The 16193-nt window shown below is 38.7% G+C and carries 22 protein-coding genes and 1 riboswitch; of the genes, 13 read left to right on the top strand and 9 right to left on the bottom strand.

Going from position 1 to position 16193, the window contains the following annotated elements; translation table 11 throughout:
• Positions 1 to 47: 47 nt before the first annotated feature.
• Entirely contained in the window at positions 48 to 1064 is a 1017-nt protein-coding gene (locus tag KO561_RS07255; RefSeq protein ID WP_231096447.1) for a TAXI family TRAP transporter solute-binding subunit, read from the bottom strand.
• A 264-nt stretch (positions 1065 to 1328) separates the two neighbouring features.
• Between KO561_RS07255 and KO561_RS07260 the strand changes: the two genes are divergently transcribed.
• A complete protein-coding gene (locus KO561_RS07260; RefSeq protein WP_231096448.1) occupies positions 1329 to 2576 on the top strand; it encodes a dicarboxylate/amino acid:cation symporter in 1248 nt (415 codons plus the stop codon).
• A 42-nt stretch (positions 2577 to 2618) separates the two neighbouring features.
• Here the strand turns inward: KO561_RS07260 and KO561_RS07265 are convergent, their stop codons facing one another.
• Entirely contained in the window at positions 2619 to 3584 is a 966-nt protein-coding gene (locus tag KO561_RS07265) for a bile acid:sodium symporter family protein (RefSeq protein ID WP_231096449.1), read from the bottom strand.
• A gap of 166 nt (positions 3585 to 3750) precedes the next feature.
• Here KO561_RS07265 and KO561_RS07270 point away from each other — a divergent pair, with 166 nt between their 5' ends.
• Positions 3751 to 4281 (top strand): GNAT family N-acetyltransferase, encoded by a 531-nt coding sequence (locus KO561_RS07270; protein WP_231096450.1) that lies wholly within the window; start codon positions 3751 to 3753, stop codon positions 4279 to 4281.
• A gap of 57 nt (positions 4282 to 4338) precedes the next feature.
• On the opposite strand, the gene KO561_RS07275 is transcribed toward KO561_RS07270, so the two are convergent.
• Positions 4339 to 4557: a hypothetical protein gene (locus tag KO561_RS07275; RefSeq protein ID WP_231096451.1), complete on the bottom strand. Its 219-nt coding sequence runs from the start codon at positions 4555 to 4557 to the stop codon at positions 4339 to 4341.
• Between the two features lie 128 nt (positions 4558 to 4685).
• Between KO561_RS07275 and KO561_RS07280 the strand changes: the two genes are divergently transcribed.
• Entirely contained in the window at positions 4686 to 5036 is a 351-nt protein-coding gene (locus KO561_RS07280) for a VOC family protein (RefSeq protein ID WP_231096452.1), read from the top strand.
• A 79-nt stretch (positions 5037 to 5115) separates the two neighbouring features.
• A complete protein-coding gene (locus KO561_RS07285) occupies positions 5116 to 5667 on the top strand; it encodes a GNAT family N-acetyltransferase (protein ID WP_231096453.1) in 552 nt (183 codons plus the stop codon).
• 9 nt (positions 5668 to 5676) lie between these two features.
• Here the strand turns inward: KO561_RS07285 and KO561_RS07290 are convergent, their stop codons facing one another.
• The gene (locus KO561_RS07290; protein ID WP_231096454.1) at positions 5677 to 6123 is read right to left on the bottom strand and encodes a GNAT family N-acetyltransferase; all 447 of its coding nucleotides are present in this window, start codon (positions 6121 to 6123) and stop codon (positions 5677 to 5679) included.
• 33 nt (positions 6124 to 6156) lie between these two features.
• Positions 6157 to 7368: a prolyl oligopeptidase family serine peptidase gene (locus KO561_RS07295; protein ID WP_231096455.1), complete on the bottom strand. Its 1212-nt coding sequence runs from the start codon at positions 7366 to 7368 to the stop codon at positions 6157 to 6159.
• A 111-nt stretch (positions 7369 to 7479) separates the two neighbouring features.
• On the opposite strand from KO561_RS07295, the gene aac(6') reads away from it, so the two are divergent.
• Complete coding sequence (aac(6'), locus tag KO561_RS07300; protein ID WP_231096456.1) at positions 7480 to 7920, top strand: aminoglycoside 6'-N-acetyltransferase; 441 nt, start codon at positions 7480 to 7482, stop codon at positions 7918 to 7920.
• 36 nt (positions 7921 to 7956) lie between these two features.
• Here aac(6') and KO561_RS07305 read toward each other — a convergent pair whose 3' ends face one another.
• A complete protein-coding gene (locus tag KO561_RS07305) occupies positions 7957 to 8100 on the bottom strand; it encodes a hypothetical protein (RefSeq protein ID WP_231096457.1) in 144 nt (47 codons plus the stop codon).
• Between the two features lie 217 nt (positions 8101 to 8317).
• On the opposite strand from KO561_RS07305, the gene KO561_RS07310 reads away from it, so the two are divergent.
• Entirely contained in the window at positions 8318 to 9280 is a 963-nt protein-coding gene (locus KO561_RS07310) for a tripartite tricarboxylate transporter substrate binding protein (protein ID WP_231096458.1), read from the top strand.
• Positions 9281 to 9437: 157 nt separating this feature from the next.
• Here KO561_RS07310 and KO561_RS07315 read toward each other — a convergent pair whose 3' ends face one another.
• From KO561_RS07315 to KO561_RS07325, 3 genes are all read right to left on the bottom strand, one after another.
• Positions 9438 to 9614, bottom strand: coding sequence for a hypothetical protein (locus tag KO561_RS07315; protein ID WP_231096459.1), 177 nt, complete (start codon positions 9612 to 9614; stop codon positions 9438 to 9440).
• A gap of 62 nt (positions 9615 to 9676) precedes the next feature.
• The gene (locus KO561_RS07320) at positions 9677 to 9976 is read right to left on the bottom strand and encodes a hypothetical protein (RefSeq protein ID WP_231096460.1); all 300 of its coding nucleotides are present in this window, start codon (positions 9974 to 9976) and stop codon (positions 9677 to 9679) included.
• A 57-nt stretch (positions 9977 to 10033) separates the two neighbouring features.
• Positions 10034 to 10116: riboswitch (cyclic di-GMP riboswitch) on the bottom strand.
• Positions 10117 to 10333: 217 nt separating this feature from the next.
• Positions 10334 to 11575: a YeeE/YedE family protein gene (locus tag KO561_RS07325; protein ID WP_231096461.1), complete on the bottom strand. Its 1242-nt coding sequence runs from the start codon at positions 11573 to 11575 to the stop codon at positions 10334 to 10336.
• Between the two features lie 143 nt (positions 11576 to 11718).
• On the opposite strand from KO561_RS07325, the gene KO561_RS07330 reads away from it, so the two are divergent.
• The 7 genes from KO561_RS07330 to KO561_RS20435 all read left to right on the top strand — a co-directional run bounded on the left by KO561_RS07330 (position 11719) and on the right by KO561_RS20435 (position 16158).
• Complete coding sequence (locus KO561_RS07330) at positions 11719 to 12804, top strand: threonine aldolase family protein (protein WP_231096462.1); 1086 nt, start codon at positions 11719 to 11721, stop codon at positions 12802 to 12804.
• 161 nt (positions 12805 to 12965) lie between these two features.
• Positions 12966 to 13754: a GNAT family N-acetyltransferase gene (locus KO561_RS07335; protein WP_231096463.1), complete on the top strand. Its 789-nt coding sequence runs from the start codon at positions 12966 to 12968 to the stop codon at positions 13752 to 13754.
• A 22-nt stretch (positions 13755 to 13776) separates the two neighbouring features.
• A complete protein-coding gene (locus KO561_RS07340) occupies positions 13777 to 14202 on the top strand; it encodes an NUDIX hydrolase (RefSeq protein WP_231096464.1) in 426 nt (141 codons plus the stop codon).
• Positions 14189 to 14719 carry a dihydrofolate reductase family protein gene (locus KO561_RS07345; protein WP_408004847.1) on the top strand — a complete coding sequence of 177 codons (531 nt, stop codon included), beginning with the start codon at positions 14189 to 14191 and terminating at the stop codon, positions 14717 to 14719. The genes KO561_RS07340 and KO561_RS07345 overlap by 14 nt, the downstream gene beginning before the upstream one ends.
• A gap of 59 nt (positions 14720 to 14778) precedes the next feature.
• The gene (locus KO561_RS07350; protein WP_231096465.1) at positions 14779 to 15432 is read left to right on the top strand and encodes a CPBP family intramembrane glutamic endopeptidase; all 654 of its coding nucleotides are present in this window, start codon (positions 14779 to 14781) and stop codon (positions 15430 to 15432) included.
• Positions 15433 to 15447: 15 nt separating this feature from the next.
• A complete protein-coding gene (locus tag KO561_RS07355) occupies positions 15448 to 15960 on the top strand; it encodes a GNAT family N-acetyltransferase (protein ID WP_231096466.1) in 513 nt (170 codons plus the stop codon).
• Between the two features lie 69 nt (positions 15961 to 16029).
• On the top strand, positions 16030 to 16158 hold the full coding sequence (locus KO561_RS20435) for a hypothetical protein (protein WP_269140703.1): 129 nt from the start codon (positions 16030 to 16032) through the stop codon (positions 16156 to 16158).
• Positions 16159 to 16193: the final 35 nt, after the last annotated feature.

Consider the following 16193-nt stretch of genomic DNA (forward strand, 5'->3'; position numbering starts at 1 on the left):
CCATAAAATAGGAGAAAAACCGGACAACAAGTGTCCGGTTCTCTCTATTACTCGATTACACCGATTTCTTTAAAGTACTTTTCAGCACCAGGGTGAAGTGGTAAGTCACTTGCACCAGTTAAAGCACTGTCCTCGGTGATTAATTTAGCTTGAGCAATCGTCATATCCCCAGCTTTTTCAAATAAAGTTTTTGTCATCTGATAAGCCAAATCTTCGCTAACTTGTTCAGTAGAACCAAGTAGTAAAGCCATTGCTGTTACAGTTTGAACAGGTTCATCTTGCCATTCATATGTTCCTGGCTCCACTGTGTAAGCTTCATATTGACTTTGATCTACTACTTGTTGAAGTGCATCTCCTTCAATATTGAGGAACTTAACTTCTTTAGTAGCAGCTTGTAGCTCATCAGTAGTAGAAGAAGGTACACCTACTACAGCAAAGGAAGCGTCAATTGTACCGTTTTGCAGCTTACTCTTAGCATCTCCAAATCCTTCTGCGAAAGCTTCATAGTCGCCTTCTTCAATACCGTAAGCACTTAATACTAGCTCAGCTGCTTGACGAGTAGCTCCACCTGGTGGACCTATTGCAACTTTTTTACCTTTTAGGTCTTCGATAGATTCTATTCCAGTGGATTCCAATGTAACGACCTGAAGTGCCTCTGGATATAGAGAAGCAATGACACCAACTTTATCGATAGTCTTGCCTTCAAATTCTCCTGTTTGCTCGACAGCACTTATCATTGTAGTGTTTTGTGCAATTCCTAGTTGGAAATCACCTGATTGAATCTTTGCGATGTTTTCAACAGAAGCACCAGATTCAACGGAACTAACATCAAATCCTTCTACATCGATATTGTCTTTTAGGAGGTTAGCCATTTCTCCACCTAGTGGGTAATACACACCACCAACACTACCTGTACCCATCGTTAGGCTAGTAACGGATTCCTCAGACCCGTCGTTTCCGCCATCACTACTTTCATCACCATTTGTACCACCACTGTTGCAAGCGCTTAATACCATAGCAACTAGAATAGCAAAGATGAATAGCAATAAACTCTTTTTCTTCATCTAATTCCCCCTTAGTATGAAATTGTTTTTTTTGTTTAGACCATACCGTTGCTCATATCTGTATCAATAATAAGGTCTAAGCAAAAAAGGATTCATACAAATCTATGAAATAGATATGTAGAATTGTTTTTATTTTATCCTATAACAGGTATAATTTTCAAGCACTTGGGGAAGTGGGTATCAGAAATCGCTTACATTTTTAATAAAAGGAAGAATTATAGTACAATGGTTAGCGTATTATTATTTAAAAAAGGAGGGAATGCGATGAGTCTCACGAAAAAGATATTCATCGGGCTTTTAGCGGGTCTGGCTGTTGGGTTAGCTCTTCATCTTGCAGCACCAGATCTTTTCTCGACGTTGGACAGTTACTTTTTTGGCCCGTTGGGAACCATATTCTTAAATTTAATTAAGATGCTAGTTGTTCCAATTGTGTTTTTCTTCATCACTTTGGGAACTGCTTCATTAGGGGATCCAAAGAAATTGGGGAGAATTGGAGCAAAAACTATTGGCTTCTTCCTCGTAACAACTACAATTGCCATTACCATTGCAATTGGATTAGCTTATCTAATCCAACCAGGTAACACAGGAATTGATACCACTGGTGCAGAATATGAGAGTCAAGAAGCACCTAGTGTAGTAGAAACCTTCACTAACATCATCCCTACAAACCCTATCCAATCTATGGCAGAAGGGAACATGCTTCAAATTATTGCATTTTCCATTTTTGTTGGTTTTGCTCTAGCGATGCTTGGTAAGAAGACAGAGGGTATTTATAGGCTAATTGAACAAGGAAACGATATTATGATGTTCCTTGTAAATCTTATTATGCGCTTTGCTCCTTATGGTGCATTTGGTTTATTAGCTTCTGCAGTAGGGCGAATGGGACTTGAAGGTGTTCAAGCGATGGCATCTTACATGATTGTTGTACTGGTTGCACTATTCATTCATGCATTCGTTACGTATGGTACTGCGGTTGGAACGTTAGGAAAAATGAGCCCTATTTATTTCTTTAAATCGTTCTTCCCGGCTATGACAGTAGCTTTCAGTACATCTAGTAGTAGTTCAACATTACCGATTTCTATGAAAACTGCTCAAGAGAACTTGAAAGTACCGAAACCGATCAGTAGTTTCGTACAACCGCTTGGTGCAACAATCAATATGGATGGAACAGCTATTATGCAAGGGGTAGCCACCATCTTTATTGCGCAAGTTTATAATACGGACTTATCTTTTGCACAATTAATAATGGTCGTACTTACAGCTGTGTTAGCAAGTATCGGAACTGCTGGGGTACCGGGTGTCGGTTTAATTATGCTAGCAATGGTCCTTAACCAAGTACAACTTCCGGTCGAAGGTATTGCCCTCATTATAGGGATTGACCGTGTACTAGATATGACTAGAACCGCTATCAATATTACAGGGGATGCAGCCTGTGCGGTTGTGGTTACAGAGAGTGAGAAGAAACATCAGGACACTAACTTTAATGATGAAGAGCCTGTAACAGAAGCCTAAAGAAAAAGCACAATGGTCAACAAACCATTGTGCTTTTTCCTTTTATGCTGATTTATTGGATGATTCCGGTTCAAGATTATCTCTTTCCTGTTGCTTACGGAAAATGGTTGCGATAATTGGGCCGGATATATTATGCCAAACACTAAAAATTGCGCTTGGTACAGCAGAAAGCGGACTGAAGTGCGCTGTGGCTAACGTCGCACCTAGACCCGAATTTTGCATCCCAACTTCAATGGAAACGGCTCGTTTTTTAGCTGGCTCCATTCCTAATGCTTTTCCTAAGCCGTAACCAAGCAAGTATCCGAGAACGTTATGCAAAACAACGATTGCGAAAATTAAAGCTCCGGTTTCTGCAATTTTTTCTTGGTTCACACTTACAACGGCTGCAACAATCGCTACAATCCCAATGACAGAAACAAGCGGGAGAGCTTTAATTCCAGGTTCAATTTTGTCTCCAAGCCAAGCCTTCACAATTAATCCAAGTACTATTGGTACCAGTACTACTTGTACGATGGAAAGGAATAAGTCCATCGGAGAAACTGGTAGCCATTGGCTAGCAAAGACGAGCACAAGTGCTGGTGTTAAGATTGGCGCCAAGACCGTTGAGACAGCGGTAATGGAAACAGACAGAGCTGTATCTCCCTTCGATAAGTAGGTCATAACATTGGATGATGTACCTCCTGGACAACACCCGACCAAAATTACCCCCACTGCAACCTCAGGTGAAACTGGTAAAAGGGTTGCAAGGGCAAAGGCAAGAAGAGGCATGACCGTGAATTGAGCAATTACCCCAATTGCAACATCTTTTGGTCGACGAAACGCTTCCTTAAAGTCATTTGCTGACAATGTTAATCCCATTCCGAACATAATAATTCCGAGCAGTGGTACTATGTATGCCGCAATCCATGTAAATCCGTTAGGTAATAAAAATGATAAGACCGCAAACAGCAAAACCCAAACTGCAAAGGTACTCCCTACAAAATTACTAAGTCTTTCTAATCCTTTCATATTTTCAACTCCTTTCTAAATATTAATTACAGATTATACTACCAATTCTGAAAATTACAACAGCAAAGATTGTCAAATTTTCTTCCAACCTTCCTGACTGTCAGTTGTAGAAAGTGAGAAGCTCCAGTATATTATTTTCATAGACACATAGAGAAGAGGGTAACAAGTGGGAAGAGAGCTTATTAGAAGGGCCAAGATTGAAGACATCGATACTGTATTTGCATTATTTGATGCATGTAAAGAGGATTTACTTCAAAAGGAAATTTTTCAATGGGATGACAACTATCCGAGTAGAGAATATGTGGAAGCTGGCATTACCTACGGAGAGATGTACATTTTAGAGAGAAATAGTGAGATTATTGGAGCAGTAGCCATTAATGAATGGCAAGCTCCAGAATGGGAGAATGTGAATTGGCGACATAATGACGGCAACACATTAATCATTCATTCCCTTTGTGTTCATCCTGATGAAGAAGGAAATGGGTATGGGGATCAGATACTTAGGTTTGTAGAAGAGTTTGCGAGGGAGAATGGGTATATAGGAGTAAGATTGGACGCCTTTTCTGAAAATGAACGTGCACTACATTTTTATGAAAGACGCGGTTATCACAAGGTTGACGAAGTATTTTTCACTTCAAAACCAGAAGGCCATGAGACGTATTATTGTTTTGATAAATTTCTGTATAATGAATTCTAAGTTTCTCTTATAACCAAAAAAGCGTGAGCCATGCCACGCTTTTTTATATGATATACATCAAGATGTTTCGACCTTTGGCAGAACCTTAGATAAGATATAACCACTTATAAGTCCGATGAAAATAGGAATCATGGATCCACCAGTTTTTACTTGATGTTCTGTTTCTTGTTGATAATAGAATGTGAATATTTTAATATCGACTACATATCCAACCGCGTAAAGGACACCACTTACGAATAAAAAAGTAATAAAGCCTAGTATGGCTCTCCCATTCATTATATCCTCTCCCCCGTTCCTTCCTTTACGATACATTTTACCATATCAATTAAGCATGGCTGAAAAGAGGAAAAGTGCCTACCCTTGTGGAATTTTTAATTACCATAATTAGAAGGTAGGGATGTGCGATGGGAAGAGTTGTAGGATTTGAATTAAGTAGTCAAGAGCCGGAAAAGGCAGTGGAGTTTTATTCCGATGTATTTGGATGGAAAGCTGCAGAGCCGCAATGGGATTACTGGGCTGTTGTAACAGGAGAAAACCATCTTGCAGGAATAAATGGTGGGATAGGAAAGGGACCTAGCGATTTTCCACAAGGGTCCAGAATTCAAATTGAGGTTGATTCCATAGATCATACGATAAAAATAGCGACTGATAAGGGTGCGATGATTGTGAGAGACAAGATGGAATTCGCAGATTTTTATTTAGCTTATTTAGTCGATCCAGTTGGAAATGGAATAGGTCTTATTGAGAAAAAATAAAGGATAACTATGAATCAGTGACCACGGACGGATTGCAATTAAATTGTAACTCTTCTAAATCTAAACGAGGAGAATGACGATGAACTTCCCCACAAGAGAAACGAACCGCCTTCACTTAGTACAGATTACTTCTGAACATGTAGATGGCTACTTCGATATTATGTCCAGACCTGATGTAACCAAGTATTATGGTATGGATCCATTACATGAACAAAAGCAAGCATTCAAAATGATTGAATCCTTTCAAACAACATACGAAAATCACAGGGGTATCCGTTGGGGAATGCTAGAGAAAGGGACCAATCGATTTATCGGAACTATAGGTTTAAATAATTGGAGCACATGGAGTAAACGAGCAGAAATAGGCTATGAGCTACACCCTGTTTTCTGGAGGAAAGGATACGCAACGGAAGCGATACAAAATATTCTGGAATATTCTTTCTTAGAACTAGACCTTTTTCGGATGGGAGCGGTGACTTTTCCGGAAAATGAGGCTTCTAATAAATTGTTGCGAAAGATTGGTTTTAAGCAAGAGGGAGTGTTACGGGGATATTTATTCCAAACTAATCAATCACATGATGCATTTGTTTTTTCGATATTGCGTCCTGAATGGGAAAAGACGAGCTCTTGATGAGCTCGTTTATCCTTTAATTCCATAATAATAAAATCGAGTATCAACGATATGTTCATATCCGAATTTTTCATAAAGACCTTGTGCACGACCATTATCATTTCCAGTTTCTAGTGTTAATCCTCTTGCCCCTACTTGTATTGCATAGTCTTTTGCAGCTGCTAAAAGCTCCCAACCAATTCCTTTGCCTCTAATATGTTGTTTAACATACAAATCATTTAAGATAAATGTTTTTTGCATCGAGACGGAAGAAAAAGTTGGGTAAAGCTGTGTAAAACCAACATAGTTGCTCTCATCGACAGCGACAAAAATGACCGAATCCTGGTGGACAAACCGATCTAGAAGAAAAGCCTTCGCTGCTTCGATATCAGAAACTTGCTTATAAAATATGCGGTAATTGTTAAATAAAGGAGTAATTCCTTCTAAATCATGAATAGTAGCTTGATAGACTCTCATTATGTATCCTCCTAAAGTGTGAATTTTCGTGTGTTAGTTCCTTTTTTGCTGGAAGAGCCAATCCATTACGACTTTATTTTCAAAGGTTGGGATCCACGAGAAATGTGGATGAAAAGGAGTAGTTCCTTCTTTATATCTTGTGTATAATATCCTGCTCTCATTTCGTGTTGCCTTTTCAAGCATTGTTCCAGCTTGTTCCTTATTCTCCTCGTTGGTTAGGGAAGCAGAATATTCTCCATATATTACAGGTATGCCGCAATCCTCTATTGCTTGAACCATTTTCGTCGTGCCCTCTATTGGAACAGTGGGATCGTCTATCGAATGGAAGGTCCAAATTGGAAGATGCTTCACTTGATTGGCAAGCTCTACATCCCCAAACCCACAGATAGGAATAGCAGCGGCAGCTAGCTCTGGATTGTCCTGAATAATTTTCCACGTTCCATACCCACCCATGGAAAGTCCCGTAATATAAATACGGTTCGGATCGATAAAATAATTAGTCTGTACTTCTTCCAACAAGTGAAGTACAAGACCACAGCAAATGTCATCTGTCCACCATTCGTTATAGTCAGCCTGTGGTGCAAGAACAAAAGCGGGATGTTTAGCTTGCTGTTCTGAATCTGCCCAACAGATGGCTCCGCGGTTACTTGCCAGATGTGTAAAATTATCATCCCCTCTCTCCCCAGCCCCATGTAAGAACAGAACTAACGGCAACGGCTTTTGTGTAGGAGGTGCATATAAGCGATAGGGAAGGGTTTTTCCATTGTTATCTCTGAATAGATTTTTCTGAAAATCATCAAGTATCAAATGATTTTCTTTTGTATGAACAATCGGAAGGGAATCTGCTTCAAGAATAGCTTCGTCCAAGTATGTAATATCCTTATTTTGTTGTAAGGTATAATGTAGCTCAAACCGTTCGGAATAGTTGGTGATGGAATCATAATAAGTGGCCCTTGCGCTATTTTCCTCCTCATCAAATTTTAGAAGGACAAAACGACCAGCATCCTCATATATATCCATCTCTCCCTTAAAGTTCGTGTAAACTTCCTTGATCGTTCTTTCTACGTACACATATTCTTTCTGTCCTTCTTGGATTTTTGGCAGTTTGGTTTTGACCGAGAACGTATCCAAGGTTAAAGAGTTTGACTTAATATCTTTCAAAAATTCTAGTAAAGCGCCAATAACTTTTTCACCTTTTGGTTTCACTTCTGTTATGAGCGTAAATTGTACAATATCTTGAACCATTTCTTCACCACCATCCAATATGTTTCTTTTATTATATATGATGATGGAAAAATTTTCTTAACACAAATAAACAAAAAGGTTACGATGAAAATTATAAAGGAGTGAATGTAAATGATTACTACTTTAAATGTCCAAAATATTGATGAAACAGTTGAAATGGCGTTGGACCTATGGCCAGGCCACACCTTTGAGCAGATGAAAAGTGAATTTGATTCCATGCTTGGGTCGGTAAAAGCAAAAGTTTTTGTCTATGGGATTGAAAATAAATCTGTTGGATTTTTGCACATGTCTCTTCGAAGCGACTATGTTGAGGGTTCAACAAGCAGTCCAGTAGCCTATGTAGAAGGTGTGTATGTAAAGCAAGACTATCGAACAAAAGGTGTAGCAAAAGAATTACTAAAAGAAGGTGAGGAATGGGCCAAAATCAATGGCTGCTCTCAAATTGCATCTGATATAGAACAAGGGAATGAGGATAGCTACCAATTCCATCATAAATCAGGGTTTTCTGAAGCTAATCGAATAATTTGTTTTATTAAGGACTTACATTTATAACTCGAAAAAAGACCGTGCTTCTTTCGAGTCATATGCTTATTCTTTAATTCCTTCTAACCATTCTTTATAGCAAGACGGACAGAGGGTTTCTTCCCGGTCATTGTAGTTATGGAAAAAGTTTACGAAATGGATGGAAGGTTCTGTTATTGGCTGGTCACAATAGAAACAAGTATCATTCATAAAAGTAACCTCCTTTGATTTACGTATATTATGACCATATATGTGCGAATTTCTCCCTGTAAATTCATCCAGTAATAAGATTGAGAATTCGCGGAGAACTAGCAGCTGAACGTGCTCATTATGTTTTAAAATCATGAGCTACTTGCTTTTGAACAACCTTCCATTTCAACCTTACTGTCATACGATATTAGGGATGATCAAAAAAGGGTGAGGAAATATGAAAAAAGGCTTAATCTTCTTAGTATTTATGACGGGACTTTTGTTGGTCGGGTGTTCAGGTGAAAGTGATATAAGCGAGTTTCCAAGTAAACCAATTAAATTAATGGTTGTTTTTCCTCCAGGAGGTGGAACCGATAACCAAGCGCGGATTATCTCAGAATATGCACAAAAGTATTTGGATGAAGAACTGGTTATTGTGAATAAGCCTGGCGGAGGAGGCAGAGTTGGTTGGAATGAATTCACACAAGTTAATCCAGATGGTTATGCCCTTGCGGCTTATAACTTGCCTCATATTATTTCACAACCCCTTGTTGGCTCCACTTCCTATCAAACAAAGGACTTCGAGCCTATCGTGAATTGGGGAGGAGATCCAACTGTTTTCGCCGTGAAAAAGGGAAGTAATATTCAAAACCTTGAAGATTTAATTAAAAGGTCTAAGCAAAATCCTGATAGTATTACAATTGGTCACTCAGGAAAATATGTGGGTCAACATCTGGCTATTCTACAACTCGAAAATGCTGTGGGTATTCAGCTCAAGGACGTGGCTTTTGGGGGCTCATCAGAAGCGAATGCATCTCTGTTAGGTGGACATATTGATGTCATTTCCGGAAATCTGTCCGGTATTACAAGATTGGGGGATCAGGTAAGGCCACTAGCGATAGCAACAGAAAAACGCCATGAGTATGCACCAGATATTCCAACCTTTAAGGAACTTGGGTATTCTAATGTGATCATGAGTACCGATAGAGGGATAGCCGCGAGAAAGGGAACCCCAGATGAAGTAATTGCCAAGTTAGAAAAAGCATTTATGGAGCTTTTGCAGGATAAACAATTCCAAGCAGAAATGCGAAAAGCTGGAGCAGGAACCTTGATTATGGACAGAAAAGAAACCATAAAAGAGATTGAAGAAAGAAAAGAAGAGTATGAGAAGTTGCTGAAAACGATTGGGGTGCTTGATTAAGGAAGTACACTGGAGTAGTGCTCCGTTTTTCTAACGCTTAGTTACTACTATTAGCCTTGGCAATTCAAATACACGCCTCCCTCCTTTATTGTTTAAACATAGAATGGTTGGGTTGCGTGTATTTTTAATTCCATTATGGAATTAAAATGTGTTAGCTCTACTCATTTGATTCGTTATGTTTCATTTCATGAAGTATTTCTGTCAATATTTGATTTTTCTCTTTTTGATTTCGTAACAGATTAATCATAAACCAAATGGAGAAAATGGCCAGTCCAATGGAAATGATAAACGGAAAAAGTGCGACAATAGGAAAAAACGTAAAAGCAGCATCCATACAATAACCTCCCATCTTTGTTAAGTGCTATTATATGAATGCCTCAAAATGTATATAATTATTTATTTTCTTATGTCTGCCAAATTCTTTTTTGCTAAAATGTAGTTCATATCTAACTGTGTCACGAATCCCAGTATTGGATCTTCTTTCAGATTTGCTTTTAGTGAGTAATATATATTTGGTTTTTCATGTTTTAGTATGGAAATCACTTCGGACGTCGGTAGTGAAATGTATCGAGTGCGCACTCGTAAGAAGCTTCTTAAGAAGGACTTATAGTTGCCAAAATAGCCTTGGTTATCGGGATATTGGTTCATTAATTTATCGAACTTTTTTAAAATGGATTCTAGCTCTGGCTCTCTCACTTTTACATTCTCCTCTCATATTTGCCTCATAATAACACCTAATCAAGGAGATATTGTGTAGGCAACTGGCTGGCATAGTTTTAACGGTAGCCCCTGTAGTTTTGCGTCCTTGTTTTTCAACAAGTTTGCCATTTTCTTCATCCTATTATACCATATTTATTTTAATATAAAAGTGTTCTTTAGGTCTGTTTCCCTATTTTTTAGACAAAAAATCCCTGACTGGTTAGCCAGGGAATTATTTATACGTTACCAGAATTTTAGCAAGAAGAACCTCGACGAAGGAGAAATTTTAAGTAAAATGTATATGGGCAACTAAGGCTTAACCTCCGCCTATAGGCTTGGCTTCGCCAGTTTTCTTTAACAAAAATGATCGCCTTTTTTCGGTACAGACATGCTAAATAATGGACGGAGATAGAGGGACAAATAACTTCCTGCTAATGCGAATACTGCCCATACCCAGCCATGAATACTTAAGGAAGCAATGCCGCCAAAATAGGCTCCAATGTTACAGCCAAATGCAATGCGAGCTCCGTATCCCATAAGAACTCCACCAATGATGGCTGCTAACATAATTCGTATTGGTATCTTTTTTAAGATAAATAATCCACCTGCTGCAGAAGCTAGCAAGGCACCGATTATCACACCAAAATTTAAGATTGTAGTGGAATCAGCAAAAATGGATGCTTCTAATTGTCCAGCATTTCCTCTAGACCAATAATCCCAAGTAGTTACATCAATACCTATAGCAGACGCTGTTTTGGATCCCCATAGAGCAAATGCAGATGTTACTCCCCAAGGATTTCCACGCACAAGTAATGTAATGGCATTAAGCACAGCTAAAACAAGAGCGGCAGCCCAAAGTGGCCAGGATCCTTTCAGAATGCGTAACCATCCATTTGCTTGAGGCAATGGCTTGATTTTTGGTGGTTGTTTTTTCTTTTCTATAAGTTTGGTAGCCCAGAAAATCAATGCAATAAATGCAAATTGTAGGAGCCAACCATTAAAATAGCCAAACTGTTCTCCAAGTGAAATTGGAGCAAAGGAAGGCATATCTTGAACCCAGAATCCCCAATGCCATGCTCCGAGGACAGAGCCGATGATAAAACCAATTAATGTGATGACCATTTCTCCACGTCCCCCACCTAACGAGTAGAGAGTACCGGACGCACAGCCATTTCCTAATTGCATTCCAATCCCGAAAAGAAAAGATCCTACTATAACACTAACACCAACTGGGGATACATAACCAGCTGGTTCTACCCCGAAAAAACCCTTTCCGATTGCAAAAATGATGGCAAATAACCCACTTGCCACTGCAAGCATAATCATATGTGCCCGAATGCCTTCCCCGTTTCCGATGGACATCAATCTACGAAAAGCTGATGTGAACCCAAAACGAGCATGGAAAAGTGTAAAACCAAGCGAAAGTCCAATCCATACTTGAACTCCTAACTGTACTCCACCTTGTTGACTAGAAAGAATAGTAATAATAATGGCAGCAATTATTCCACCAACAAGGTAGACCTTTTGCGGAGAGGAAAGCTCTCCTATGAATGTTCGTTTCTTATTTTCTGTGACCTGCTTTGCAGCAGTTTCCATATCATCACCCCTTATCTGTATAATTCCTATGCGTTTAATCGGTTTTATATTTTAAATAGTTCATTTTGTTTTGTAAAGAGATAGAACTTATGCTTCTTCTTTAAAAGCTGATAAGATAGTGTTAGTTGAAAGGGGAGAAGGAGATGAGTAATCCACTTACGGAAGCATTTAAAAATTCCAAGTTTCAATTAACTGGTCATGGTCCAAGAAATGTTCAAATATTAAAAAAAGCATTTGCGGATATTCCAGATGATCAAGTCAGTGACATGTATGGAAATGGGGAAGGGATAGAGGCTTTCGAAAATAAGATAGCGGCCTATTTAGGGAAAGACTCTGCGGTGTTTTTTCCTAGTGGTACGATGGCGCAACAAATTGCCCTTCGCATATGGTGTGATCAAAAAGGAGTGCATAAAGTAGCGTATCATCCACTATCACATTTAGAAATCCACGAGGAAGACGGACTGAAAGAACTGCATAACATAGAAACCTTTTTACTCGCTGATAAAGACAGAGTGATTGAATTCGAAGATGTAAAAGAAATGGATCAAGATATTTCGTGTTTACTATTGGAATTGCCACAACGAGAAATTGGAGGACAATTACCTTCCTATGAGACTTTAGAGAGAATCTCGGAGTATTGTAGAGGGAATGGAATCAAGCTTCATCTAGATGGTGCACGACTTTTTGAAATTCTCCCATTTTATCAAAAAACTGCTGTAGAGGTATGCGCACTATTTGATAGTGTGTACGTTTCTTTTTATAAAGGAATTGGCGGAATAGCCGGTGCGATATTAGCGGGAGATAAAGAGTTTACGGATACGTCGAAGATATGGAAACGTCGGCACGGAGGCGATTTAATCAGCTTGTATCCTTATATTATTCCAGCAGACTACTACTTTGAAAAAAGAAGGGATAAGATGGAGCAATATTTGGAAGGCGCTAAAGAATTGGCAGCGTTTTTTAATTCCGTTCCATCGATCTCCACTACACCGATTCATCCTGTATCTAATATGTTTCATGTACACATAGAGAAGCGAAAAGAAGATATAGAGGCAATTCTGGCGCAACTAATAAAGGAGACTGGAATCGGTGTCACTAGTTATGTAAAAGAAACTGAGGAAAAGACCTGTTATTTTGAGGTAAGTATTGGTGATCATTATGAAAACATTCCGAAAGCACAGCTTAAGGAATTGTTTGAAAGATTAGAAATTGAAATAGGCATTAACTAGCAACTAGACCAAGGAAGCTTGGTCTAGTTTTTCATTTTTCTGATAGTACCATTGCCTTATAAAAAAGGGTTTTTGATGTTTCACCTAAACCAAAGGCTCTAATCCATATATGGTAAAATAAAGAAAAGCTATTCATTATTTAGAATCAGAGAGGTAGAAAAATGGATAAAATCCTTGCCAAATATTTAGAATTTGATGTTGCATATTATGAATCCTTTTCCACGAGAGAAGACAAACCGTGGGGATTACTTTTTCATAACGAGAGTCAGCCTTCTTACTACGATGCGAATCATGCGCATATTAGTGAGATACCGAAAGACCCACAAGCTGTCATAAATGAAGTAAAAGAATTTTACGAACCGAAACAATTAACGCCCCGTTTTTACATCTATAATTGGCTAAACCAGGCAAAGCTCCAGTCTGTGTTGAAAAATAATAACTTTCAGTCGGAAGAAATAGTGAGTCCTTTTCAAATATGGACTGGAAATATCCATGAACCGAAGCATAAGGAAGGGATAACTTGTGAAAAGGTGACCGAAGACAATTACACCGAAGCTCTTGAAATAGAATGTAGTATCGAAGAATTTGGCGGGAAAGAGGTGCGTGAAAAAGCCTTTCCAGAAGATTTCAGGAATCCTTCAATGACCTTTTATCTCCTTCGCTATCATGGTGTTGCTTGCTCAATTGCTAGTATTTTTGAACACAATGGCCAAGGAAGAGTAGAAAGTGTCGCAACATTAAGAGAGTATAGAGGAAGAGGTTTGATTGGGAGTCTGATTAGTCACATTCAAACGGAAGCAGTGGCAAAAGATTTAGAAAAACTTTGGATTATACCAATTAATGAAAAGATAGAAAAAGTCTACGCCAAATATGAGTTTGTAACGGTCGGGAAATTTATCACAGGTCACGCTTTTCTTAGTGGGAAATGTATAACAGAGCTTCAAGGATAAGTGTGAGGGGAAGGAAATCTGGATGAAGAAATGGATCGGCGCTGCTGGATTGTGTGTTAATGAGAAGAATCAATTATTAATGGTTTTACAAGGAAAACCAGAAGAACAGAAAAAATGGTCGGTTCCATCAGGTGGTCTGGAAGCTGGGGAAACAATAGCTCATTGTTGCGAACGTGAAATGTTCGAAGAAACGGGTTATATAGTAGATGTGATGGAATCCGTTAAAGTAAAGCACGATTTCGATCCCATTACAAACGTAGAGGTAGAAGTGCAATACTTTCGGACAGTACTAATTGGTGGGCAACCAACGATACAGGACCCAGATCACCTTATCCATGATATCTCGTGGAAATCGGAAGAAGAGTTGAAGAGTCTCGCACTGTCCTTTCCAGAGGATAGAAATTTCTTAATTGATTATGTCAGGAGCGAAAAACATGTCCAATCGTAAGGTCCTATTATTTATAGCAACGAGTCTTGATGGTTTTATTGCTACAAAGGAAGAGTCCTTAGAATGGTTATTTAAGGTTGAGGGCGAAGGGGATAATGGATATTCGGAGTTTTATGAGACGATAGATACAATTGTGATGGGGAGAAATACATATGACTGGATTATGAAGCATGAGCAAGAGAATTTTCCGTATGTAAACAAAGCCTGTTATGTGTTTACGAATCAAGAACGAGAAAATACGGAGCATGTCACCTTTGTTAACGACAAAGTCATAGACGTTACCCATAAACTCAAACAACAGGCAGGAAAAAATATTTGGGTAGTCGGTGGCGGACAACTCATCCACGAATTTATAAAAGAAGACCTGATTGATGAAATGATTATCACCGTAGCACCAACACTAATCGGACAGGGTATTCCATTGTTTGTAGAAGGCGACTTTCATTTGGAGTTATCCTTTTTAGGCACAAGGACGTTTAATCAGTTTGTTGAACTACATTATGAGGTGAAACGATGAGTGAGAAGGTTACGATAATTCGTAGAATCTGACTTGTCTATGTGAATGAGGAGGTCGTTATGAAAAAATGGATTATTCCAAGTACATTAATCGCTTGTACTCTATTGTATTTTGTGGAGCAAGGCCTCGAGGTTAATTACGCATGGAAGACTGCGGCAAAGTGGATTTTTTTTCTAGCAATGCCTTTGCTACTTTCTCGCTTTTTTAATCGCGAAAAGCAAAAGAAAGCTTTTCATAAAAGAGGGATTTTTTTAGGACTTTTGTTTGGAGGAATTAGCTTTGCAAGTATCCTAGTTGCCTATTATTTATTACAGGATGTAATTGATTTTGATTCCATCGTACAAGAACTTAAGAAATCTGGAATCAGTGCAGAGAATTTTATTTTTATTGCTCTTTATATAACGGTGGGGAATTCTTTATTGGAGGAGTTTTTCTTTAGAGGATTTATCTTTTTAAACTTATATCAAGCTGGATCTAGAAAATTGGCATACTTGTATTCCGCTCTCCTATTTGCGACTTATCATATTTCTATCTTTCAGTCATGGTTCTCTTGGGAGCTCATATTGCTGGCGCTTTTTGGTCTTTTTACAATTGGACTGGTTTTTAATTGGCTAGATACGAAGACGAACACGTTTCTTAATTCTTGGGTTGTTCACATTATGGCGGATTTAGCTATCGTACTAATTGGTTTTCATCTATTTGGCATTTTTTAATAAGGAGATCATTCTATGAATCTAGCACAATCTACACTGGAAACAAAAAGGTGTATGTTAGTAAAAATACAAGAAAATAACTTTATAGACATTCGAAGGATTTACTCTAATGAAAAGGTTCGTGAGTTTCTTGGCGGTGTTCCGCCGGAGGAAAGAATCCGTGCTGCCTTTGAAGGGATGGTCCAGACAACGGATGATCATTACTTCATCATCCGTGACAAGCCATCTAATGATCTTATAGGACTGGTTTCATTAGATAAACATCATGATGGAATATCGACGGGAATTTCTTATCAACTTTTACCTGTTTGGTGGGGAAAGGGGTATGGGAAAGAAGTAGTAGAAGCAGTACTCGAATATGCTTTCTCTGAATTAGGGCTACCAGTTATTGTTGCAGAAACGCAGACGGCGAATCTAGCATCCTGCAAGCTACTTGAAGGCGTTGGGATGCGCCTCCGAGATAAAGTATTTCGCTTTGGAGCAGAGCAAGCAATCTATGAACGGCAAAAAAATAATCTCATGAATTAATTGTCGAAGAAAAAAGGGTTTCCTCCCATCTGCTAGTACTTTAGACTAATAAGTAAAAGGAGTGATGAGTTGATAGGTAAAGATATTGAGTTAATTGTAGAGGAAGAAGAAACGTTGACTTATCGAATATCCTGGATTACGGATGGAAAACACCATGGGCAATGGATGACACTCAGAAAAGATGGGGAACTAGAGTAAGGAGAGAAGGACATTCATAGCGGATGTCTTTTTTA

The sequence above is a fragment of the Radiobacillus kanasensis genome (assembly GCF_021049245.1).
GTDB classification, from domain to species: Bacteria; Bacillota; Bacilli; order Bacillales; family Amphibacillaceae; genus Radiobacillus; species Radiobacillus kanasensis.